This window comes from Aminobacterium colombiense DSM 12261 (assembly GCF_000025885.1).
GTDB lineage: Bacteria > Synergistota > Synergistia > Synergistales > Aminobacteriaceae > Aminobacterium > Aminobacterium colombiense.
Window position 1 is genome coordinate 1,663,309 of the sequence record NC_014011.1, and the last position, 22,585, is coordinate 1,685,893.

At 48.3% G+C, this 22,585-nt stretch carries 17 protein-coding genes and 1 pseudogene; 11 read left to right on the top strand and 7 right to left on the bottom strand.

The window, feature by feature from the left end; all coding sequences use genetic code 11:
- Window positions 1-24 precede the first annotated feature (24 nt).
- Both AMICO_RS08300 and rpoD read right to left on the bottom strand, forming a co-directional pair.
- Window positions 25-300, bottom strand: coding sequence for a PQ-loop domain-containing transporter (locus tag AMICO_RS08300; RefSeq protein WP_013049005.1), 276 nt, complete (start codon window positions 298-300; stop codon window positions 25-27).
- A gap of 77 nt (window positions 301-377) precedes the next feature.
- Window positions 378-1,511, bottom strand: coding sequence for an RNA polymerase sigma factor RpoD (gene rpoD / locus AMICO_RS08305; RefSeq protein ID WP_013049006.1), 1,134 nt, complete (start codon window positions 1,509-1,511; stop codon window positions 378-380).
- A 322-nt stretch (window positions 1,512-1,833) separates the two neighbouring features.
- Between rpoD and AMICO_RS08310 the strand changes: the two genes are divergently transcribed.
- The 6 genes and pseudogenes from AMICO_RS08310 (at window position 1,834) to AMICO_RS08335 (ending at window position 8,510) form a co-directional block, all read left to right on the top strand.
- The gene (locus tag AMICO_RS08310; protein WP_013049007.1) at window positions 1,834-3,450 is read left to right on the top strand and encodes a dipeptidase; all 1,617 of its coding nucleotides are present in this window, start codon (window positions 1,834-1,836) and stop codon (window positions 3,448-3,450) included.
- A gap of 19 nt (window positions 3,451-3,469) precedes the next feature.
- A complete protein-coding gene (locus AMICO_RS08315) occupies window positions 3,470-4,054 on the top strand; it encodes a DUF6305 family protein (protein ID WP_013049008.1) in 585 nt (194 codons plus the stop codon).
- 70 nt (window positions 4,055-4,124) lie between these two features.
- Complete coding sequence (locus AMICO_RS08320) at window positions 4,125-5,453, top strand: hypothetical protein (RefSeq protein ID WP_013049009.1); 1,329 nt, start codon at window positions 4,125-4,127, stop codon at window positions 5,451-5,453.
- Between the two features lie 6 nt (window positions 5,454-5,459).
- A complete protein-coding gene (locus AMICO_RS10200) occupies window positions 5,460-5,624 on the top strand; it encodes a hypothetical protein (protein WP_013047591.1) in 165 nt (54 codons plus the stop codon).
- 16 nt (window positions 5,625-5,640) lie between these two features.
- Window positions 5,641-6,810 (top strand): annotated as a pseudogene (locus tag AMICO_RS08330) (succinylglutamate desuccinylase).
- A gap of 56 nt (window positions 6,811-6,866) precedes the next feature.
- Entirely contained in the window at window positions 6,867-8,510 is a 1,644-nt protein-coding gene (locus tag AMICO_RS08335) for a dipeptidase (RefSeq protein ID WP_013049012.1), read from the top strand.
- Between the two features lie 63 nt (window positions 8,511-8,573).
- Here AMICO_RS08335 and AMICO_RS08340 read toward each other — a convergent pair whose 3' ends face one another.
- Window positions 8,574-9,245, bottom strand: a complete 672-nt coding sequence (locus AMICO_RS08340) for a hypothetical protein (RefSeq protein WP_013049013.1) — start codon at window positions 9,243-9,245, stop codon at window positions 8,574-8,576.
- Between the two features lie 122 nt (window positions 9,246-9,367).
- Here AMICO_RS08340 and AMICO_RS08345 point away from each other — a divergent pair, with 122 nt between their 5' ends.
- On the top strand, window positions 9,368-10,741 hold the full coding sequence (locus AMICO_RS08345; protein ID WP_013049014.1) for an MATE family efflux transporter: 1,374 nt from the start codon (window positions 9,368-9,370) through the stop codon (window positions 10,739-10,741).
- Window positions 10,742-10,746: 5 nt separating this feature from the next.
- On the top strand, window positions 10,747-11,352 hold the full coding sequence (locus AMICO_RS08350; protein ID WP_013049015.1) for a DedA family protein: 606 nt from the start codon (window positions 10,747-10,749) through the stop codon (window positions 11,350-11,352).
- 25 nt (window positions 11,353-11,377) lie between these two features.
- Here the strand turns inward: AMICO_RS08350 and AMICO_RS08355 are convergent, their stop codons facing one another.
- From AMICO_RS08355 to AMICO_RS08370, 4 genes are read right to left on the bottom strand one after another with little or no spacing between them, the layout of a single operon-like run.
- Window positions 11,378-13,165 (bottom strand): thioredoxin domain-containing protein, encoded by a 1,788-nt coding sequence (locus AMICO_RS08355; protein WP_013049016.1) that lies wholly within the window; start codon window positions 13,163-13,165, stop codon window positions 11,378-11,380.
- 40 nt (window positions 13,166-13,205) lie between these two features.
- Window positions 13,206-13,511: an AzlD domain-containing protein gene (locus AMICO_RS08360; RefSeq protein ID WP_013049017.1), complete on the bottom strand. Its 306-nt coding sequence runs from the start codon at window positions 13,509-13,511 to the stop codon at window positions 13,206-13,208.
- Window positions 13,508-14,215 (bottom strand): AzlC family ABC transporter permease, encoded by a 708-nt coding sequence (locus tag AMICO_RS08365; RefSeq protein ID WP_013049018.1) that lies wholly within the window; start codon window positions 14,213-14,215, stop codon window positions 13,508-13,510. Before AMICO_RS08365 ends, AMICO_RS08360 begins: the two co-directional genes overlap by 4 nt.
- A 12-nt stretch (window positions 14,216-14,227) precedes the next feature.
- The gene (locus AMICO_RS08370; RefSeq protein WP_013049019.1) at window positions 14,228-14,851 is read right to left on the bottom strand and encodes an HAD family hydrolase; all 624 of its coding nucleotides are present in this window, start codon (window positions 14,849-14,851) and stop codon (window positions 14,228-14,230) included.
- 164 nt (window positions 14,852-15,015) lie between these two features.
- Between AMICO_RS08370 and AMICO_RS08375 the strand changes: the two genes are divergently transcribed.
- From AMICO_RS08375 to AMICO_RS08385, 3 genes are read left to right on the top strand one after another with little or no spacing between them, the layout of a single operon-like run.
- Window positions 15,016-16,107 (top strand): hypothetical protein, encoded by a 1,092-nt coding sequence (locus tag AMICO_RS08375; protein WP_013049020.1) that lies wholly within the window; start codon window positions 15,016-15,018, stop codon window positions 16,105-16,107.
- Between the two features lie 41 nt (window positions 16,108-16,148).
- Entirely contained in the window at window positions 16,149-19,082 is a 2,934-nt protein-coding gene (locus AMICO_RS08380; protein ID WP_013049021.1) for a PD-(D/E)XK nuclease family protein, read from the top strand.
- The gene (locus AMICO_RS08385) at window positions 19,066-22,581 is read left to right on the top strand and encodes a UvrD-helicase domain-containing protein (RefSeq protein ID WP_041459383.1); all 3,516 of its coding nucleotides are present in this window, start codon (window positions 19,066-19,068) and stop codon (window positions 22,579-22,581) included. The genes AMICO_RS08380 and AMICO_RS08385 overlap by 17 nt, the downstream gene beginning before the upstream one ends.
- Window positions 22,582-22,585: the final 4 nt, after the last annotated feature.

Consider the following 22,585-nt stretch of genomic DNA (forward strand, 5'->3'; position numbering starts at 1 on the left):
AAAGCACCTCTGCTTATCTTTATATTATCGAGTTTCAAGCCTTTTGTTCCTGAAATACAAACATGTATCGATTCCCACCATAATAGCATTCATGCCGTATAAAATAATAATCCAGTTGAACCCATCATAGTCTAGGATAACATGAAGAATCCCTGCAGCATACCCTATTAAAATGATAATTAAAAAAGACAGACTTTTACCACCAGTACTTCTGGATTTCCATGACTTATAAATAGATGCTGGCCATGCAAGTCCAAAACAAACCACCATGAGAGCTTCGAAAAGTTTACCAATAACCACTTATATTCCCTCCTTGGCATAAATGCTCAAAAAAGACGCGCCTTCAAGGCGCGTCCTTAAGTGCGACTTAATAACTATCAATCAAGAAAATCTCTTAATTTTTTACTACGGCTAGGATGTCGCAGTTTTCGCAAAGCTTTTGCTTCTATTTGGCGAATCCGTTCCCGTGTAACGCCGAAACGCTTGCCCACCTCTTCAAGAGTATAGGAACGGCCATCTTCTAAGCCAAAGCGATACTGGAGAACTTCCCGTTCCCTCTCTGAAAGGGCCTCAAGCATTTCGTCTATCTGCTCATGCAACAAATGACTTGCTGCCGCTTCTTCCGGGCTAGGCAAATCCCTGTCTTCAATAAAATCCCCAAGCTGGCTGTCTTCCTCTTCACCTATTGGAGTTTCAAGTGACACTGGCAACTGGGCGATACGCCTGATCTCCTCTACTTTAGACGGTTCTATTTCCATTTCTGCCGCAATTTCTTCATCTGTAGGTTCTCGACCAAGTTTTTGAACAAGCTGCCTCGACACCCTCACCATTTTATTAATAGTTTCCACCATGTGGACAGGTACCCGGATCGTTCTGGCCTGGTCCGCAATTGCTCTGGTTATTGCCTGGCGAATCCACCATGTAGCATAGGTGCTAAATTTAAAGCCCTTTCTATAATCAAATTTCTCAACAGCCCGGATAAGACCTAAATTTCCTTCCTGGATCAAATCAAGGAACAGCATTCCCCGTCCTATATATTTTTTGGCAATACTTACCACCAGGCGAAGATTGGCATCTATTATTTGTTGCTTCGCCTCTTCTTCCCCTGCCTCCACTCGCTTTGCAAGCTCCACTTCCTGTGCCGGCTCAAGAAGGGGCACCTTCCCGATCTCTCTCAAGTACATACGGACAGGATCTGTCAAAGGAATATCATCCAGCTTCCCGATTTCTCCATCGGCAGGCTGAGCAAGAGCTTCTTCCTCCGCAATATGCTGAGCTCTTTCCTTGCCCTCTTCTTCGGTCACTTCAATCCCCATTTCCATAAGGTTTGAAACAACGTCTTCAAGAACATCCGCACTCCAGAACTCAACAGGAATAAATTTCTCAATATCTTTCTGAGTCACAAATCCCTTGGTCTGGCCTTCCTGGATAAGGTCACGGACTTTCCCCATGTAGGTGGCAAGTTCTTCTCTTGTAGCGTCTCTTTTGGTCTGCTTATTTTTGCTCTCCATAAAGAGAATTATCCTCCTCTGGTTTTATTACATAACGATATTATACATACTCTTCCTTGAGCAATAAAGCGCAAAAAAAGAACAGGCCAACACATATACACTGTTGCCTGATCTCTTTCTAAAGGAATTTTTGAAAATTAAAATGCCTGTTTATTATATCATATCTGCCCAAAAATTTTTGATTGGTGTATAATAAAGGTCACTAAAATCAATGTTAATTTAATCTAAATAACATCCTCTTCTAAAAAACATGTCGTAATCCTCGCCAATTCCGCTCTTATATACCTTCTATGTCTCCAAATAAGAGAGGAGATGAATAGTAATGAGTTTCAGAAAGTGGTCAAAATGGGTACTTTTCTCCATTTTTATCCTTGTGGTCGCTTCTTTTCCCGCCCAGAGTTGCACAGATATTGTAGTGGGCAAAAATGCTTCCGCAGACGGTTCTGTTATCACCTCTCATACAGCTGACGGTGCTTTTTACGATGCAAGGGTTCGCACAATTCCTGGCAAAAAACACCCAGCGGGAACTAAAGCTGACGTGTTTTGGAACATTATTATGGAAGAAGACTACGAGCCCAAAAAAATCGGTGAAATACCACAAGTTGAAGAAACTTATACATACTTCCACGTAGGGTACCCCTTTATGAATGAACATGGGGTCGCCATTGGAGAGACAACCGTTGGACAAAAGGATGAATTAAAGACATTCCGCCCCGATGCTAAAGCTATTATGACTATTGAACAGCTTGAAGTTTTCGCCCTGCAAAGGGCAAAAACAGCTCGAGAGGCAATTAAGGTCATCGGTGAACTTGGGGAAAAATATGGTTTCCTCCCTTCCTGCGGAAGTGAGGGAGAATGCCTTACAATTACAGACTCTGAAGAGGCATGGATCTTTGAGATTCGAAGCACGGGAATGATGTGGACACCAGAGAGCGGTAAACCTGGGGCAGTATGGGTTGCTCAAAGAGTTCCCGATGATTGTGTCGTTGTCGTTCCCAACATGAGCCGCATCCGAGAAGTGGACATAAATGATACGGCGAACTTTATAGCCTCTAAGGATTACATGCAGCCGGCCATTGATCTCGGATGGTACGATCCAGCGAGCGGAAAACCCTTTATCTGGCAGCTGGCCTACTCCCCCCTTACTGGAAACGATGATTGGTCCCTTTCCTCCATGTGGATTCGCAACCGTCTCTACACCATATACAGTCAACTTGACCCAACCCGGGAATGGGATCCCTACGCAGAAACCATGTCATATCCCTTCGCCATAAAACCCCAGAAAAAATTATCTGTTCAGGATGTAATGACGTTTTTACGAAGTCATATGGAAGGAACACCCTTTGACATGTCAGCCGAAGCAGCCTGGTTGGTGCCGGAAGGCGATAAGATGGTCAAAAGCCCCCTTGCCACTCCCTTTGTTACTAATAACCTTCGCACTCTCCTGAAGATTCCATACAATCGCCCTGTAGCAAAATGGGACTGTGCCTACAGTTTTGTTTCCCAGGCTCGTTCTGGTTATCCGGCTCCTGTTCGAACTGTGCTCTGGTTTGGATACGACAACCCTCATACTACCTGTTATGTCCCAATCTATTCGGGAGTTTTAGAAACCCTTGGGAGCTGGCGGGTTTTTGACCGTAATGCTTTTAGTCTCGGATCTGCTCAATGGGCTTTTATATTAGCCGATGATCTCGTTAACCATCGTTATCAAGAAGCCATACAAGATCTGGTTAAGATCAGGACACCTCTTGAAGAAGCTTTTTTCAAGGAGCTGGCTGATATTGATGAAAAAGCCCTTGACCTCGCTAAAAATGACCCTGCAGCAGCTCAAGAGTATGTAACAGAGTATACGCAAAGCTGTATGAAAAAAGCAGAAAAAGCATGGTGGGACCTCAACTGGCAGTTAATATCCGCATATAACAACAACAAGAAAAAATAACCGAAGGAGGGAGATTTTCATGAAAATAATCCCTAAGAGATTCCTGTATATGACGATACTATGTCTTATCGCTATGTTTTTTGCTATTGCTGGGGCTTTAATAGCAGCTGAAATGCCCACCGTTGAACCTCCTGTTATTGTAACAACCTGTGGACAGAGTCCGGGCGCCGTCATGGTAAAAATGTCTCTTATGCAGTCTCAGATAACTCCTGCAGAGAATAAGAACACCATTATCGCCAGCGAACTCGCCGGGAAAGGGTATAAGACCCTCATCGTCACCACTGGAACCAGCGGCAAGGGAATGGGAGCCGCGGGCACAGACGTCAACAAAGAAATAGCCCGCTGCAAAGAACTCATCGAAGCCGCCAAAGCTGAAGGCATAGTTGTCATTACAGCCCACGTGGAAGGAATGGCCCGGCGGACGGACAGCGCTGACCAGGCTTCCATAGATGAAATAGTCCCCCTCGGCGACGCCATACTCATCGTAGCCGGCAGCAACCCGGACGGTTACTTCACAAAGCTCGCGCAGGACAATGACAAGCCTCTTATTGAGGCAAAGGACGCTCTTTCCATTGGGTCAAGCCTGAAGGAATTGAATAAGTAGCATCATAGCCCCCGATGGAATCGGGGGCTAGTTTCCTCTACAACGAGAGATCAAGAAAGGAAATGACCTCATGTTTATACATGCAGAAGTAATTTTACTTGTAATTGCCGTGGCCTTCTTTCTCCCGAAGGTCTTGAAGCTGAGCACTGAGCTTTCCATGTTCGTTGCCGCCCTTGCGGGAGCGGCCGCCCACTCTGTAATGCTCCGCGTCACAGGAAGCCCTCACAATCCCGTATCCATTCTTCCCATCCGGCATATTGTGGAAGGGGCCTTCACCTACTTTGACGTCTGCCTCATCTTCCTCACCGCCACCTTCTTCATGGCCCTTCTTCGTGAAAGCGGCGGGGTGGCCTTCATTGTACGGAAGATCGTTTCTACCTTCCACAAAAGACGAACAATCTGCCTTCTGCTCCTTACTTTCGTTCTCCTTCTTCCCGGAGCCCTTACCGGGTCGGGAGCGACAACGGTTCTTACCGTAGGCGCCCTTGTGGGAGCAGTGCTTTCAGCTATGGGCGTGGATGAGACGAAACGGGCCGCCATCATCTTTTTGGGAGCGGCCATGAGCGCCGCGGCGCCTCCCATCAACCTCTGGGCCATGATGGCCGCCGCCGGCGCCAACATGCCCTATGTGGGGTTTGGGAAACCCCTTCTTGTCCTTTCAGTGGCAGGAGCCCTCTTCTCCATGTTCTGGCTTGCGGGACGGGGAGAGGGACAGGTTGACCTCGACAAGGCTCTGGCGAACCTGCCTGAAGTCCAGGAGGGGCAGAGCTGGTTCAGGGTGACCTTCCCCTTCGCTCTGCTGCTGGCCCTTGTTCTGGCGGGACGGATCTGGCCTTTCTCCATGCCCGTATTGGGGCTGCCCCTGCTTTTCATGGTCGCGTCCTTTGCCGTCGTGCTGCTGAGCCCCAAACGCCTTCATGTCTGGTCAGTCGCCTGCGCAACCGTCCATAACCTGACCACCCTCGTTGGGATCATGGTGGTGGTGGGCATCCTGATCCAGATCATGGCCCTGAGCGGAGCCCGGGGGCTCATCTCCCTGGCGGTGGTCACCCTTCCCCTGGGCGTGCTCTTCGCCACTCTCTTCATTATCCTCCCCCTTTCGGAAGGGCTGGTGCAGTATGCGGTGGCCCCCCTTATCGGCGTGCCCCTCATCATGCTTTTCAACATGCGGGGTTTAGATCCCATCATAGCCCTGTCGGCCATGGCCGTCATATGGCCTCTGGGCGACTGTCTGCCTCCCACCGCCGTTGTGGGACGGGCCACAGTGATGGAGCTGGGATATACGGGGCGGTACTTTCAGGATTTTGTGAAGGCCTGCCTGGTGCCCATGGCCTTCATCGCCATGCTGGGGACCCTCTTTCTCATCTTCAGCACCAGATTGTCATTTCTTGGAGGCTAGATGACCATGATACTTACAAATACCATCGTTATGTACCTGTATTACGCCATAACCCTCTTCTTCGGGGGGGCAATAGTGTACAACCTCATCAAGACAGAAAAAGCCCAGGACGCGGTGCTCTACTGCATTATCCTCATGCCCTTCGTGCTGAGGCTCCTTCGGTTGAAGTAGACGTGAGGTGGGGAGAATGAAAAATAATCTGAAAATCATCAAGATCCTTTCTTTAGTCATAGCCCTGGTCTTTGCGGCCATAGCCGGGCGAGATTTTTACGAGCACAGGCACTTTATGGAGCCGGTGGTTCCATCGCCGTCTTTAACAGAAGTGAAGAAGCTCTCTGATTACGAACCGAGCCTGAAAGGAACAGCCAACGACAGCAACGTGTACGTCTTCGACAGCGGCGTGCCCGGTGGAACAGCTTTTCTCTTTGGAGGAACCCATGCCGAGGAACCGGCAACCAACCTCACGGCTGCTCTTGTTGCCGAAAACGTGAAGGTCGAACAGGGACGGCTCTTTGTGATCCTCAGGGCGAACCGGAGCGCATCCACCTGCACTCGCATGGGAGAAGCCTATCCTGCCTTCTACCATGTAAAGACGTCATGGGGCGACAAGCGTTTCCGTATGGGAGACCGGTGTACCAACCCCCTGGACTCGTGGCCTGACCCTGAGGTCTACCTCCACTATCCGAGCCGCCAGATGCTGGCCTATATGGATATACGGAATTTGAACCGGACGTGGCCGGGACGGCCCAACGGGGCCATTACCGAGCGCACGACATGGGCAATGACGCAGCTTATACGCCGGGAGAAGGTGGATATGGCCGTAGACCTTCATGAAGCGGAGCTCGAGTATCCGGTGGAAAACACCATCGTAACTCATTAGAAGGGGCAATCTGTTGCGGCCATGACCTCCATGGTGCTCACGGCGGAGCTCTTTGAAGTGCCCCTGAGCATGGAGTTCTCGCCTCAGGCCCTTCACGGCCTCTCCCACCGGGAGATCGGAGACCATACGGACGCCATGTCCCTGCTGGTTGAGGTGGCGGAACCCATGATAGACCGTATCCGTGGCATTACAGATGAATATCTGCTCATGACTGGCCGGGACGAGTTTGTGATGAAGGCCGGGGAGCATAAGTTGCTCTATGCTCCCATCGACGAGCGGGGCTGGCCCATCGATGTGCGGGTGGGGCGTCATTCCTCGACCTTCCAGAAGATGCTTGAGTTCTACTCTTTGGAGGCTCCCGACCGTCCTATCGTCATTTCAGGGGTGCCGGGATACACGGAGGTTATAGAGAATACATTGGGAGCATATTTCCATGATCCAAAGCAAGCTCCGCCTGAGAAGGTTTTCTACGATTAGCGAGAAGATAATTGGTTTTCGGAATGGCACCACTACTAAACAAGGAGGGAAAAAGTATGAATTCCAGGATGCTCAGGATAGCAACAATAGCGGCCCTTGCTATTTTCCTCGCCAGCACGCTGGCATCAGCGTGCACCACTATTATGGTAGGGAAAAAAGCATCTGTTGATGGATCTGTCATGGTAACTCATACGTGTGACGGCTGGTATGATAACCGTGTCAGGATCATCCCCGGCGAAACCCATAAAGCAGGAGAAATGACTCCTGTCTATAAAGAAATATGCCATGGAACCCGACCAGACAAACCCCTGGTCGAGGTTGGCGAAATTCCTCAGCCCGAAGAAACGTACACCTATTTCCACGTAGGGTATCCCTTCATGAATGAACATCAGCTCATCATAGGCGAAGATACCTGGAGCGGACGGGATGAAAACTTCTGTGACGCTGGCTGGATGATGATCGAGCAGCTTGAGGTCTTCGCCCTTCAGAGAGCAAAAACAGCTCGGGAAGCGATCCAGGTTATGGGCGAGCTTGCTGAAAAGTACGGCTATGGCGATGGCGGCGAGACTTTGACCGTTATCGACAAAAATGAAGCCTGGATGTTCGATATTTGCGGCCCCGGTCCCCTTTGGACCCCTGAAAGCGGCAAGCCCGGCGCCATATGGGTTGCCCAGCGCGTGCCCGATGATTGTTTCACCGTAACAGCCAACCGTTCCCGAATTGGCGAAATCCACTGGGATGATAAAGAGAACTTCATATATTCTTCCAGTGTAAAAGATTTCGCAAAAGAAATGGGCTGGTGGAAAGAGGGCGAAAAATTTGTTTTCCACAAAATATACAATCCCGTCCCCTATGGGACGCCTTATTACCAGCAGCGCCGCGAGTGGAGAGTCATCAGCCTTCTTGCCCCCTCCCTCAAGATCGAAGAAGATGCGGCTGAAATGTATCCTCTAATGATAAAACCTGACAAGAAGATTTCTGTAAGGGACCTTATGGCTGTGAAGCGAGATTACCTCGAGGAGACTCGCTTTGATCTCACTCAGGGAATGGCAGCCGGCCCCTTCGGAAACCCCAACCGCTACCCAACTCCTAGTAGTGTACGACCAGAAGACAAACAGAACGTTGACTGGACCCGGGCCATATCCATGTTCCGTTGCTCCTACAGCTTCGTAGCTCAAGCACGGGACTGGCTGCCCGATGCTATTGGCGGCATATTGTGGTTCGGAGAAGACGCTCCCCATTCTACAGTGTACATGCCTATTTACGCTGGCGTAACATCCCTACCCAAGAGTATTACTGAGGGAAAACGGGCCGAATTCGATAGAAACTCCGCATGGTGGGCATTCAACTTCGTCTCTAACTGGGCCGATCTCAAGTTCAGCTATATGATCAAGGACATTAAAGAAGCCCAGAAGGCTTACGAAGATGAGTTCTTCACGTACCAGCCAGTAGTAGATAAAGAAGCCGCAGCTCTTTATAAAGAGAGCCCCGAAAAGGCTAAGGCCTACCTCACGAAATACACGAACGACAGCATCAACAAGGTGGTTAACGGTTGGTGGAAATTGGGCTGGAAGCTCGTCGGCAAATATTCTGACGGATATATTACCTACCCCGACGGGAAGCAGGACTCAGTAGGGTACCCTACAGAGTGGCTTAAGGCTGTTGGTTTCGGAATAGAGGAATCCGAACCCAAGAAATAGGTTTCTACAGATCAACAAGGGGCTGCAGGAATGTTTAGCAGCCCCCTTTTTATTCCCCAAATATTATTTCGCTAATTTCACTATTACCCCCAAGGGGGTAGGGAAAGGTTCTTCAGGAGAAGGACCTACAGCCTCTCTGGTTTCGTCGAATTCCATTTCATAGAGAAGGCGGCTGATCTCAAGATCCAATGGGTCATCGGTTTCGTAGGGAATGGCGAAGCGCAAATACCCAAACTGTTCAGCAAAATAGCTGAAACTCAGATTGCCTTTTTCTTTCATCATGGCCGCAATCAATTTTGCCAAAAACTCCTCGTCATCGAAAAAAGGAGTGGAACTGGCAAGAACAATCGCTTTAAAGCTGCCTAAAAGCATGGACCTGTTCCTGAAGTTGCAAAGAGACACCCCTGCCCGAATGGCAAAATCTCCTTCTGTTTGACGGGCTACAAGATCCTCCATGGGTTGAGAATAACCGAACACTGCCGTAAATCCTAAAGACAATCCTTTTCCCCGCCCTGGAATAATCATACAATCCCGAAGGAATGGCCCGGCAAAGCCAATGCGTGGGCTGGAGAGGCAAAAAAGCTCACTTCCAAGGGACAAGGAAAGAGATGCCAGTGCAACAAGCTCACCGCTATAAAGATGGTTCACCGATACGGGCCGATAATCCATCCCCATTGGCAGCCACGACGCGATATCCAAATCAAGATTAACGTTCCAGTATGGAAGGTTCTTCATCGTTCACATACCCCCTTCCCGAGAAACAATTTGTATAATATAACGCACTAGCCTTGTCTCCACAAGCGCTGAATTACTGGTCTGCTATACTTAAAAAAATCTTTTGAAATAGGAGGACATAGATGGCTTACGAATCATCTTTTCTTGAGAAAGAATCTGTTATTCGACTGATTCCGAAGCTATCTTTCCCCGCCATGGCAGGAATGATCGCCCAGGCTCTTTATAATGTCGTGGATGCGATCTTCGTTGGGCGAGGCGTTGGGATGCTGGCCGTTGCCGGAATATCCATCGCTTTTCCCATTCAAATGATCATTATGGCAACAGCTCAAGTTATTGGAGTTGGCAGTGCCTCTATTATCTCACGAAGTCTCGGTGAAAAAAATAGGGACAAAGCAGAAAAAACTTTAGGGAATCTTATGGGCGCAACACTAGTTTTTAGTGCTGTAGTGGCAACCTTTGGACTTTATTTTCTGGAACCGATCCTTCGGCTTTTCGGAGCTACAGATGCCATTCTGCCCTTTGCAGCCACTTATATGAAAATATTGTTTCTGGGATCTGTCTTTTTTGCCTTTTCCATAGCCTGCAATAATGCCGTTCGCGCTGAAGGTAAAGCTTACTTCGCCATGATAACCATGCTCATTTCCGCAGGGGTTAACATAGTTCTTGATCCCATATTCATCTTCGGGTTTGGAATGGGCATTCAAGGAGCCGCTATTGCCACTGTCATCGCTCAGACATCTTCCGCCCTATGGCTAGGCTGGTATTACATTAGAGGGAAAAGCGAAGTTCCATTTCTGTTTAAAAACATGCGGCCCAACTATAAGATTCTGCACGAAGTGACAGCAATAGGCCTGTCCGCGTTCCTCAGACAGGGAGCCGCAAGTATTTCACTGGTGGTCATCAACCGCCAGCTTGCCTTCTGGGGTGGCGATGCTGCCATAGCTGCCATGGGGATACTCCTTCGAATAACCCAGTTTGCTGTCATGCCTGTTTTCGGCCTTGTCCAAGGGCTTCTTCCCATAGTAGGGTACAACTACGGTGCAAGACTTTTTTGCAGGGTTACTACAGCCATGAAGCTTTCTATTGCTATCTCATCAGCCATCTGTACCCTAACGGGATCTCTTCTCTTTTTTGCTCCCCAGCTACTGATCCCTCTATTCACTAACAATAGGGAGGTTCTGCCTCTTGGAATCAACGCTTCCAGATATATGGCCATCGGCTTTCCCCTTATAGGGTTTCAGGTCATGGCTTCGGGTTTGTACCAGGCCATTGGCAAGACTGTTCCTGCCCTCTTTTTATCCTTGCTTCGGCAAGTATTGATCCTTATCCCCCTCGTTCTTTTCCTTCCGTATTTTTACGGATTGCTTGGGATATGGACAGCTTTTCCCATTTCTGACATACTAGCCGCTATAATAACGCTGGTTCTTTACAGAAAGGATATAAAAAGGCTTTCAACTCTCTGCGCAGAAAAGGCACAGCTGAATAAAGGAGAATAGATTCCATGCTTGAAGCTGCAGTAACATGGCTTGTAATAACAATTGGCAAACTCGGATATTTAGGCATAGTTTGCCTCATGTTCCTTGAGTCTTCCTTTTTTCCCTTCCCCAGTGAAGTCGTAATCCCCCCTGCCGGGTATTTAGCCTTTCTAGGGGAAATGAACCTTTTTCTTGTAATTTTTATGGGTATTCTGGGAAGCATGCTCGGGGCGCTCTTTAATTACTGGATTTCCCTCCGATTTGGACGGCCATTCTTTCAGAAGTATGGACGATATTTCTTTATCAGCCAATCTACCCTGGATAAAGCTGATGTTTTTTTTGCTCAACATGGCCACATCAGCACTCTTATTGGCCGCCTGCTGCCGGGGATACGACAGTATATATCCCTCCCCGCAGGCCTTTCTCGCATGCCCCTTTTTCCTTTTTGCCTTTTCACAGCCATTGGCTCAGGCCTTTGGGTTGCTGTTCTCGCCTTTGTAGGATATTGGGTTGGAAATAATAAAGAGCTAGTCTCCCAATATCTTCATAATGTCACTATTCTGGCTATTATTCTCTGCCTTCTATTGGGAGGGCTTTATGTCTTCCGTGTGAAGCAGAAAAAATCCCGGTAGGCAAGAATACGCCCCTGTACAGGGACTACTCGTCACTTAAAGCAAGAGTTGCCGTAAGAAGATGAGTATACATCGCGGGAACCTGTTGAACCCTCTGAGCAAAAGCTTCGCCTATACCACGAGCCATTTCATAATATTCTTTATTGCCCGTTCTCTTATTGAAGCGCAACAGATTCATCATGGCAACGGAATTTCCTGAAACCATAACGCCGTCTTCCCCACTCCACGGTCTGAAGAAAAGAAGCTCATCTAAGCCCGAGTTCATAAAATATCCGCCCCGTTTCGGGTCGTAAAAAATATCATTCATGGAACGAAGAAGCCCCATCCCTTTCTCACCATAGTCTTCTTCCCCTGTTGCTTCTTCCAACTCTAAAAGAGCTCTGATGAAGAAGGAATAATCGTTGAGCAACCCCGGAATATGGCCTTTGCCGTCAGCCACAGAGTGGTAGACTTCTTTTTCTTGATAAACAGCCTTTTCCAGGAGAAAATCAACTGCATTTCGGGCAGCTTCTATGAATTGCCTTTCTTCAAAGATCCGCCCAGCAAAGGCCAGGGCCTCAATCATCAAGGCGTTCCAGTCCGTTAGAATCTTTCTGTCACAGTGAGGCCGTACTCGCCTGTTTCTCGCTTCAAAGAGCAGGGCTCGGGATTTTTGTAGGCTTTGATCCAGTTTTTGAAGCTCAACATTATATGTGGCGGCAAGTTCTTCAAGTGAAGCCGGAAGAGCCAGGACATTGCCTTCCCCATGAATGCCATAGGCCTGTAAAAAAAGCTGACGGTCCTCTGAAGGCACCAGCCTGCGTATCTCCTCTTCTGTCCACACATAAAAACGTCCTTCCACCCCTTCACTATCGGCATCCTCCGCAGCAAAGAACACTCCTTCCGGGGATCTCAGGTCTCGCAGAACATAAGCGGCTATTTCAAAGGCTATTTTCTTGTATATGTCCCTGCCTGTCATTTCCCAGGCCGCTGTATAGGCCTTGAGAAGAAGGGCCTGATCGTAAAGCATTTTCTCGAAATGGGGAATCTTCCACTCTCTATCTGTAGAATATCGGGCAAATCCGCCTCCTAAATGATCCCGTATGCCCCCCATAGCCATACAATCAAGTGTTTTCTCAACCATTTTGATGGCCTTTTCTTCTTTAAAAATCTTGCCATATTCAAGTAAGAAAAGAAGAACGGGGGGCATTGGAAACTTTGGAGCTTTCGAAAAACCACCCCACAAAGGATCAAAGTTTCGGCTCAATTCCTGAAAAGCCTTCTTTGCTAAGTTTTTGTCAGGGCATGTTCCCTTTTGATTAGTCATCTCTTTTTCAAGAGCATTCATAATGCTTTCTGCAGACTTAAGCACGTCCTCTTTTTGCATCAGCCAGAGCCATTTGACCCGGGGAACCATGTCCATAAGGCCGGGGATCCGGCCCGAAGTTTCTTTAGGGATATAACTTGCGGCAAAGAAAGGTTTCCCATTGGGTGTGAGAAAAAGGTTCAATGGCCAGCCGCCGCTCCCATTCATAATCAGGCTTACTGCCATACAGACATGGTCAATATCAGGGCGTTCTTCCCTATCGACCTTTATGGAAACGCACGCATCATTCAGGAGCTGAGCCACTTCTTCATCGCTGAAGCACTCTTTTTCCATCACGTGACACCAATGGCAGGTGGAATATCCTATGCTGAGGAAAATTGGCTTATTTTCTTCCTGTGCCTTTGTAAAAGCCTCTTTACCCCAGGGATGCCAATCTACAGGATTATGGGCATGTTGGAGAAGGTATGGGCTTTTTTCAGTAATTAATCTGTTCTCCTTATTTTTCATCACAACACCTCTATTGGTTCAACAAACGACAAGACCACTGTCAAAATAAGCTCAACGTCACGTATGCGGCAAAAATAGCCGCCAGGACTGACAGAATCAATCCTCCTCTAAACCACGAAAAAAGGGCAGCTGTACCAATGCCCGCCAACGTAGGCATCATCATTTCAGAAGATGATTCTACTATTCCCCTCACAATAAGGACACCGAGGGCCGTATAGGGAATAGCGAAGAGAATTTTTCTCATAAAAGGGGATATCCTCTTTTCAGAAAGGGCCAAAAAGGGGCACAGCCTGGGAATATAGGTCACCAAAAGCATCCCGGCAATAAGAGGCAAAGAACTTTTCATATCTTATCTCCTTCACAGGAGTCTTTTAAAAGGAAAGGACCTGCAGTGGAGCCTATGATGATGGCTGTAATAAGTTTCCAGCCATCTGGAAAAAACTTCAAAGCGTCAAGGGCAATATAAGTGAAACCAGATAGGCCAGCGAGAGTAAGGGCTGCCATTGACTTTTTGATTTCTGGCGTAAGTATGGCTGTGAACATGGCATAGAGACCAACTCCAAGGCTGATTTGGACTGTTTCGGGCAAAATTGTCCCCACCACATAGCCTGTCGCTGTTCCCCCTATCCACGCTCCGTAGGAAATTCCATTTAACGCCAGCAAAAATGCAGCGGTAAGCTTGCCCTCGTGCAAAGACGCTACCGAAAATGTTTCATCTGTGATGCCAAAGGCTATAAAGGGCAGCCATTTCTTATTTATATTATTGAGACGGGCAGCCAGGGAGGCGCTCATCACCATATGACGCAGATTCAAAAGAAATGTGGCTAAAACAATGTCTCCTGTGGCTATGCCTGCCCTCAGTAGATCAAGAGCCATAAACTGGCTCGCTCCAGCAAACACGAGGATGGAAAAGAGGCAGTTCTCCCCAAAAGGCACCCCTACATTACGGGCTAAAAGCCCAAAGGCCATGCCGATAGGAACGTATCCTATCACGATAGGGAACCCTGCCTTAAGCCCATCATAAAGGCTTTTTTCTTGTAGTTTGTTCATCTCAAGGGGCCTCTAAAAAAGAGAGAGGATGTCCTCTATTTTATCGAAGGTGTGCCATGCCCCTGAGATTTCAAGTTCACGAGCTGAAAAATTACCCGTTGTCAAACCTATACCCCGTACTCCTGCGGCCACTGATGTCATCATATCGAGGTCAGTATCCCCTACATAGAACACTTCTTCGGCTCCTGCGCCTAGAAGGTCCATGCTCTTGTTCAAGATGTCCGGAGCAGGCTTTGGATGTTCCACATCCTGAATGCCTATAATATGCTCAAAAAAAGCATCCAGTTTCTGAGACTCTACTACCGGGCGGGCATTCTGACGATTCGATGCCACTGCGAGGCGGATTCCTTTATCACGCAGGGATTCTAAAAGAGGGAACGTGCCGGGGAAGACCCGAATTCCAGCATATTCCTGCTCAACAAAAAAACTTCGGTACTCTGTAAGCCATTCCTCTTTAAACTCACCCCAGAGGTGTAACCATGAATCTCGAATGGGCATCCCTATGGTCTTCAAGACTTCTTCTCTCGTAACATTACGCAACCCATGTTCCCTCGCAAGACGATTAGTGCTATTGGTAATGGCATAGCTGCTGTCTGCCAGGGTCATGTCGAAGTCAAAAATGACAGCTTTTACCACGTTCATTCCACCTTACTTTAAAGAATTCTTTTACATAACACAAGAAATCTTTTTGATTTCAGAGCATACTACCCTAACCTAGAGGAAAAATCAAAAAATTTCTTTATCTCTCAGACTTTGTTTACTATTATAGGCCTAAGTTTTCTATAAGGGGGGGACTTCTAATGTCATACAAAAAAACAAAACCATTAAGAGCGCTTTTTATAGGATTTGGCCATGTGGGCCAGCAAATTGCCAAAATCCTTACCAGAGAAAGGGATAATTTTCCAGGTCTTGCCTCCCTTGACCTCAAGACCATCGCCATTATTGGGAGGTCAAAAGGCAACCTGGTCAATGAAAAAGAAGGAGTGGACCTCCGAAAAGCCCTCGACGAAGTTGAGGAGATGAAAACATTTTCCTCGTCGAACCCTGACAGAAGAGACATTTCCGCACTAGAAGCCGCACGCTCTCTTGACTATGATGTTCTCATCGAACTTTCCAACCTCTCAATCGAAAACCGGGGGGAACCGGCAATAAGCCATATTCGATCAGCGCTGGAAAGAGGGCGCCATGCTATAACGGCCAACAAGGGACCTGTGGCCTTTGCCTATAGCGAACTCAAGGGTCTTGCGGAAAAAATGGAAACTTCACTCCTTTACGAAACTACTGTTATGGATGGAGCTCCAGTCTTTAACATGGCACGTTGCTGCTTGAAAGGGTGCACTGTCAAAGGAATTGAAGGGATTCTTAATTCTACTACTAATTTTGTCCTTTCCATGATGGAAGAGGGACAATGCATGGATGATGCCGTAAAAGAAGCTCAGAAGATAGGCATAGCGGAAGCTGATCCAAATTACGATCTGGAAGGATGGGATTCGTCAGCAAAGATCTCGATTCTTGCCAACGCCCTCATGGGAGCATCCATATCCCCCATCCACGTAGACAGAAAAGGCATTGCCGGTCTGAGCACTGAGGATGTTGAAAAGACTCTGAATTCAGGAAAAAGGCTAAAACTCATCTGCAAGGCCTGGCTCGCGGGGAAGGATGTGAGAGCAAGTGTCAAATTAGAAGAGATTCCTTCGAGACACCATTTTAACCTGGTAATGGGAAGCGGATCTGTAATCACCATCGAAACGGATCTCATGGGACCCATAGTATTAACCCAGCAAAATCCCACTCTTTATGATACTGCCTATGGCGTATTGAGTGATCTTATGACTCTATCGTCCACCATGGAAACCGGTGTGCAAACAGACAGCATTAACTCTTTACTGTAGAATAAGAATGGTCTTAGCGAATTATTCTGGGAGGGTCATCTATGGTAAGTTTGCCCCGTATTGTTCTGTATCAGAGAATCTCAGAACTTGAAAGGGAATTATATACTGATGCTCAAAGGGAACTTTGTACGTTCTTCGTCCCCACAAGTAGAGACAGAAAAATATTGCAAGACTTCCTTCTTCCGAAAAGCACGGCAGGGGACAGTTCTCCTATTATCTGGAGATGGGAAGACCTGACCCGCCACCTTGAAATACTTCTCGCGGCCAGTTGCGAGGGGTTGCGTTTTCGACGCCAGATCGACCCACCCGACCACTGGCTTATCGTTCGATATATTTTACATGGCTTCCTGGATGGACACCCTGAGAAAGAGCAGCTGCCTCCCGGAATTCGTCAGCCCGGATTTATTTCTACCCTGGGGGATCAATTCCGCGAATTGCTTCGAGAGGCTATCTCTCCTGAAATTCTGGGGAGATCCCTCGGCTGCGGCGCTTGCCAAAAAAATAATTGTACAAAAACTGCCGCCCCTGAAGGCATTTTATGCCGGCTGTTTCATCTTTACGTTGAATATCTGGAAACCTGGCATCTTATGGACAGCGCCCAAGTCCCCCTCATAGCCCTTGAGCTTCTTCAGAAAGGAGAGCCATCCCTCCTTCAGTGGATAAGGAGCCGCCGCTTCATATTTGTCGGCTTTCTCAGTTTCAGTTCAAGCCAAATGGCCCTTCTTTCTTATATGTCTTCAATAGGGGTGTCTATCACTTTATATTCTCCCAACACCGGTATCGATGACTTTTACACTACAGTGGACCAATTCCCATCAGCTCTAGTGGAGGGAACCCGATCTTCGGGCCCCTTCAAGGCACTCCGCATAGTAGCTGGCTCACCTCGAATGGAAATGGAGACTCTGGCTCGGGAACTGGTCCTCTGGAAAAACAAGAAGGGCTATCTGTCAGGCCAGGAGATTCTACCTGCCGAAACTCCGTGGCAAAATATTGGCATGGTTTTTGACGCTCCTCTTTTACCTCTCGCAGAAGAGGTACTGCAGCGATATCGCATCCCTTATTCAATAAATGAGGGCCTCACGGTGGGACAGACTGCACTCTGGGATATAGCCCGTCGGATCTGGAATGCCGGTGAACATGGATGGCCTCTCGGAGAAACCTGGGATATCCTTCGCGAACCCTGTCTGGCAGGAAGGGAGATAGCAACTTCACCACCCGCTGATATCTTCACTCTTAATGAGAAAGGGTGGATCGGTTTCTTGGAGCACGCAGCTCCTGAACGAGGGTTAGACTCTTTTAAAAAGATGTGCCTTTTTGTAAAGACCATAAAAAAAGGCGGCACTCCCGTGGAAATACTATCTGCTCTTTATTCCCTGGCTGCAGAAAATCCCTCGTGGGGGAAAGAGCTTTCTCTCTGGGCTATGGACCACCCAGAGTTTGACGAATCTATCCGCCGTCTTCAGGCAGCATTGCGAGAGACAGAACATAAGGTTGAAAGTCTTGGAGAGCTTCAAGACCGTATTGGACCTGCGGGGCAGGTTCGGTTCTCCGGTTCTGAAGCCGTCTCCTTTCTACATCACTGGACATCTATGGCTACTATATGGCTTCCACCGGCAATAAAAGGGGCCCTTTCTCTGTTTATAGGAACTCCTCCAGTTCTTGAAAAAAACTCTCTCTGGATCATGCCAAACATCACTGCTTCCATCTGGCCGGGGAAAATGAGCGAATCCTCCCTTCTTCCCGACAGGCATAAATTGGCGCTGCATGACTTAACAGGTACGGAACGAGGGCACCTCCCCCTTTTAAAAGAAAAAAGAGATCAGAGAGAAGCTCTGTTCAGACGTCTCGTTGCCTGTGGAGAAGACCTGCTTATTCTCTCCTCTCCTTCAACAGATGCCCTAGGAAAACCCCTTCCACCCTCTCCATTCTTAGGAAAAGGGGTTTCTGAGAACTGGATATCCTTCCCTGACGACATGGCTCCTCTGGAGAGGTCACTCAGTCATCTCCTTCCTCAAAACGAAGAAACCATGGTGCAACATGTGGAGATAGGGGAAGACGCTTCGCCCTATGGAGGGATATTACGAGAACTGCCTACGTTCAGAGGTGATGCACCTGAACCATTGAAAGGACATTTGAGCGCTCTGGACGATTATGAAAGTTGCCCCTTCCGCTTCGTCAACTTGAACGTGCTTAAAATAGAAGAGCCAGCCGAACCTGGACTGGATGTACGAAAATGCGGCAGCACCCTTCACCTTCTCTGGGAAAGGGTGTGGCAAGCCTATGAGCAGACGTCTCGCCCTCTTTCTTTATTGGCCCGACAGTATTGGGAAGAAACCCTGGAGGAAAGTTACCCTGAATTGCTGAGAGTTCCCCAACTTGCCAGACATAAGGAGTTACTTTTACAACAAGTGACAGGGCTGGCTGATCTTCAGCAATCCATGGAAAACAACGGCCTGGCAGGGCTCCGGCTTAAACAGTTCAGGGAATTGGATCTGCCTATTCTAATAGTGGACGGGGTTTCTTTCACTGGAAAGGCCGACCGCATTGAATACCTTCATGACGGAAGAATTCTTATTTTTGACTACAAGCTGGGAAAAAGTAACGGACGGAACAAAAGCTTACAGCTGGCGGCCTATGCCCTGGCCCTGCTGGAAGGGAAAGGGAAGAAAACGCACCTTCCGGTAACCGGCGTATCAGGGGGCTTATACCTTTGTCATGGCGATACTTCTGTGGCAGGAGCCATTGAAGGGAAAGACCTCCAGAATATAACCGGGGGGAAAAATGGCCGAAGCAACAATGCTCTGGAAACGCTCTTCCTTGAAGCGCAAGGGGCTCTTGAACGCATGGCTGCAAGTCTGAAGACCGGCGTTTTCCCGCCCTCCTATGGTTCGGAAACCTGTCGCCACTGTTCTCTTAATCTTATGTGCAGAAAAAGCGAACTTGGGGGCCAAGGTGAAAATGACGAAAATGAATAGTGCTTTTACTCAGCTTCTAAAAGAAAGAACTCAGCCAGGCCAATTCAAGGCCATTACTGCTGATGCGCCTCTTGTGGCAGTGAGTGCGGGAGCCGGAACGGGAAAAACCTGGACCCTCGCCTGGCGTTTTATATGGATCCTCGTCACAGGAAGGGCCGACACAAACGAAATCCTTACTCTCACCTTTACAGAAAAGGCTGCTCTGGAAATGGCGGAACGAATAAAAAATCTGCTCTTACAACTCGCCATGGAACTACCGTCCCAAAAGGTTTTTTTTCAAAAGGCGGCAGATCGTATCGATGAGGGATATATTTCTACCATCCACTCTTTTTCTATGAGGGTTTTGAAGGAGTGCGGCCTGGCAACGGAGCTGGATCCGGAATCGGGAACCATTGCTCCTCCCCAAGAAAGTCTCTTCTGGAAAGAAGCGGAAGAGGCCCTTGACCGATGGGATGGAAACTGGTTTGCCAAAAGCTCCTCCCACCTATGGGCCCAGCGGATCGCCAAGCTTTTCTCAGATCCTCTCTTTATGGATAGTGTCAATACTTTCGGACCAAATGCAACAGTGGAACTGGCTAAGAGCTCCCTCGCTCTTTTTGCCAGCCAGGGGCAAACTCCAAAAGACCTATGGCAGTGGGGCTCAGACCTTTTTTCTAGAGATCAGGACGCTGTTGACACAGCCAGATTAACGCTCTTTAGGCGATGGGAAGATGAATGGCATCGCTTTCTTCAACCTGAATCGGGCATCTTTTACAACCTGAACGAGCTGGGAGGGACTGGTAAACTATGCGGCAATGTCAGAAATCTCATAACCCGATGGCAGCAGCAGCCTTCTAAAGAGAATCTGCCGCACTTTATCCAAAGCCTTATAGAGGGGTTAAAGGGTGCCAGTGGAAAACTTGCTAACGAAATAGCCTTTCATCTGAAAGAACCTGTTTCCCAATATCGCAACCGCCTCATAAAAGAAGAACCTTGGATAACTGTCTTCACTCAGGGATTTGATGAAAAGGAACAGGCATATCGAAGCTGTCTTCTTGGTTTTTCCGCCATTCTCTGGCAATTATGGGATGAATTCCGACGAAGAAAGAACCGTCTCTCTTTCGACGACATGATTCGCTATGCCATGGAAGCCCTGGAACACAGTCCTTCATACGCAGAGCGTTTTAAAGAGATCCTTGTGGATGAGTTTCAGGACACCAACCCTCTCCAGGACCGTCTTATCCAGGCAGTACGAAGCCATAGCCAGCGCCTTTTCATTGTAGGGGACCTGAAACAATCAATCTATCGATTTCGCCATGCAGACCTCTCTCTCTTCGGTTCATACATCAAAAAAGCTAAATACGGTCATGGAGACTATATCCTCCTCGACACAAGCTTCAGAAGCAAAGAAATTCTTGTTCATGAGGTAAACGATCTTTTTTCTTCAGTCTGGAAAGATGGTCTAGGGCAGGAATTGCCCCTTCCCTTCGAGTCCCTGGAAGTCCCTCACTATCTTTCTACCCATGAGCTCCGTCAGCAATGTACCGTAGATCCCTTCCTCACCTATCTCGAAGGAGGCAAGGAAGGCGAAAAGATACGTGAAGCACGGCTTCGCCAGATTAGGCGGCTCGCCCTTCTTTTCTCTCAATATTACGAAGAAAAGCGAACAGTCTGGGACAAACAGAAAGAGTGTCTCCGTCCAGTGCAGTGGAAGGACATGGCCATACTTGTGCCATCCCGTACAAGCTGGTTCCCTCTTCTAGAAAAGATATTTTTTGAGGAATTTCAGCTTCCCATATACTTTGAAGGAAGTACAAGCTACTTTTCAAGAAGCGAAATACAGGATCTCATAGCTCTTCTCAACTTCCTTGATGACCCCGGAAAGGAACTGTACCTTATGAGCTTTCTCTCTTCACCCTTATCCTCTCTTTCTCTGGAAGAAGTCAGGGATCTTGCCCTCGATGCACCTAAAGGATACCGCCTCCAGGCTTTTCAGGAAAAATGGCCTCATCTTGCGCGGCAAATAGATGACTGGCGTTTGATGGCCCATTTCCTCGGGCCGTCTGCCGTTCTGGCATCCTTTCTTGAGAAAAGCGACTCCTTCCTTAGAGCTTTCCCGGCGTGGAAAAGACGCGGCGTGGCAGCCAACATGCGAAAAGCTATCGATATGGCCCGAGAGTTTGAGGAAGCTATTGGCACAAGCCTTCCCGGCTGCGCCTCTTATCTGAGGGAGGCCATGGAAAGACAGGAGAAGTTCGCGGAACCCGATGTTTCCAACGAGAAAGAAAACGTCATCAGAGTAATGACCGTCCATGGCTCCAAAGGACTGGAATTCCCGGTGCTGGCTGTTCTCGGTCTCGAAAGAACCAGCAGTGCAGGAGAGAAAGGAAGCCTTATGCCATCCCCCAAAATGGGCGTTGCCCTCAGCCGTATTCCGGGCGAAAGAAACTCTGGGCAAGCTCCCCTGGCCTGGTCCCTCTCACGCCTTTTTGAAGAACAGGAAGAGTATGAGGAGTGGCAGCGTCTTTTTTACGTGGCATGCACCCGAGCTCGAGATAGCCTCATCTTGTGCGGCCATCTTCCATGGAGAAGGGACGGATATTCACCGGGGGATCGTTCTTGGCTGAAAATGCTGCTGTCTTGGAATCCCGAACTGCTTCCATTGACAGACGAACCGGCTGCTAAGGCAGGAGGGCCCAAAGAAGAGAGAGAGCGCTCTCATAAATACAGCAGTGTTCCCCTCCCTTCTTCTGAACATCAGTATCTGGCAAGAATCAGCGCCACATCCTTTGCTCTTTTTCAATACTGCCCATACGCCTACCGCATGAAACACCGGCAGGGCCATGAACTGGTCTGGGAGCAGCCTGGAGAATATCCCTCAGAGGGCGGCGCAGATGTGGGAAGTCTGGTCCACTATCTGCTCTCACAATGGGATTTTGCATCTAAACCTCTTGAGTCTTTCTTTCCTGAAGAGGAGAATTGGGATACTTTCACAGAAACACTGCCGGGGAAACTCAGGGCCGTATGGAAACGCCCTCGAGTACCCTCACATATCTACTCCTGGCTCCTCACTTTTCAGCAAGGAGCCATCGTCGGCAGAATCCTTAAAAATAACCTGACCGTCAAGAAGGAGGTCCCCTTCCGAGCAGATTTAGTCAACGGCCCGACCATGGTTGGAGCCATTGATCTTCTGTGGCACGAAAATGACATGCTGTTTATTCGGGATTTTAAAATAACCACTATTTCCCAGGTTCCAGAAAACCTTTACAGAGACCAGTTAGCCTTTTATGCCCTGGCCATGAAAAAGACCCTTTCTGTGCCGCGAATCTCTCTCGGCTTCTGGCATCTGCGGGAAGGAACAGAAGAACTTCTTTCTTCTTTAGAAAGAGAGGACTGGGATCAGATCGAAGGAGAGGTCAGAAAAATGGCCCGACAGGCCCTATCCGGTCCCTTTAAACCTGTTAAAGGCCGCTGTTCTTTTTGCCCTTTCAAAGGGGAGTGCACATGGCTCCATGCATAGGCTG

What these genes read in the sequence shown, in the direction of transcription:
- rpoD (WP_013049006.1), bottom strand. Translation starts at nt 1,511, where the DNA reads ATGGAGAGCAAAAATAAGCAGACCAAAAGAGACGCTACAAGAGAAGAA.
- AMICO_RS08310 (WP_013049007.1), top strand. Translation starts at nt 1,834, where the DNA reads ATGAGTTTCAGAAAGTGGTCAAAATGGGTACTTTTCTCCATTTTTATC.
- AMICO_RS08315 (WP_013049008.1), top strand. Translation starts at nt 3,470, where the DNA reads ATGAAAATAATCCCTAAGAGATTCCTGTATATGACGATACTATGTCTT.
- AMICO_RS08320 (WP_013049009.1), top strand. Translation starts at nt 4,125, where the DNA reads ATGTTTATACATGCAGAAGTAATTTTACTTGTAATTGCCGTGGCCTTC.
- AMICO_RS10200 (WP_013047591.1), top strand. Translation starts at nt 5,460, where the DNA reads ATGATACTTACAAATACCATCGTTATGTACCTGTATTACGCCATAACC.
- AMICO_RS08335 (WP_013049012.1), top strand. Translation starts at nt 6,867, where the DNA reads ATGAATTCCAGGATGCTCAGGATAGCAACAATAGCGGCCCTTGCTATT.
- AMICO_RS08340 (WP_013049013.1), bottom strand. Translation starts at nt 9,245, where the DNA reads ATGAAGAACCTTCCATACTGGAACGTTAATCTTGATTTGGATATCGCG.
- AMICO_RS08345 (WP_013049014.1), top strand. Translation starts at nt 9,368, where the DNA reads ATGGCTTACGAATCATCTTTTCTTGAGAAAGAATCTGTTATTCGACTG.
- AMICO_RS08350 (WP_013049015.1), top strand. Translation starts at nt 10,747, where the DNA reads ATGCTTGAAGCTGCAGTAACATGGCTTGTAATAACAATTGGCAAACTC.
- AMICO_RS08355 (WP_013049016.1), bottom strand. Translation starts at nt 13,165, where the DNA reads ATGAAAAATAAGGAGAACAGATTAATTACTGAAAAAAGCCCATACCTT.
- AMICO_RS08360 (WP_013049017.1), bottom strand. Translation starts at nt 13,511, where the DNA reads ATGAAAAGTTCTTTGCCTCTTATTGCCGGGATGCTTTTGGTGACCTAT.
- AMICO_RS08365 (WP_013049018.1), bottom strand. Translation starts at nt 14,215, where the DNA reads ATGAACAAACTACAAGAAAAAAGCCTTTATGATGGGCTTAAGGCAGGG.
- AMICO_RS08375 (WP_013049020.1), top strand. Translation starts at nt 15,016, where the DNA reads ATGTCATACAAAAAAACAAAACCATTAAGAGCGCTTTTTATAGGATTT.
- AMICO_RS08380 (WP_013049021.1), top strand. Translation starts at nt 16,149, where the DNA reads ATGGTAAGTTTGCCCCGTATTGTTCTGTATCAGAGAATCTCAGAACTT.
- AMICO_RS08385 (WP_041459383.1), top strand. Translation starts at nt 19,066, where the DNA reads ATGACGAAAATGAATAGTGCTTTTACTCAGCTTCTAAAAGAAAGAACT.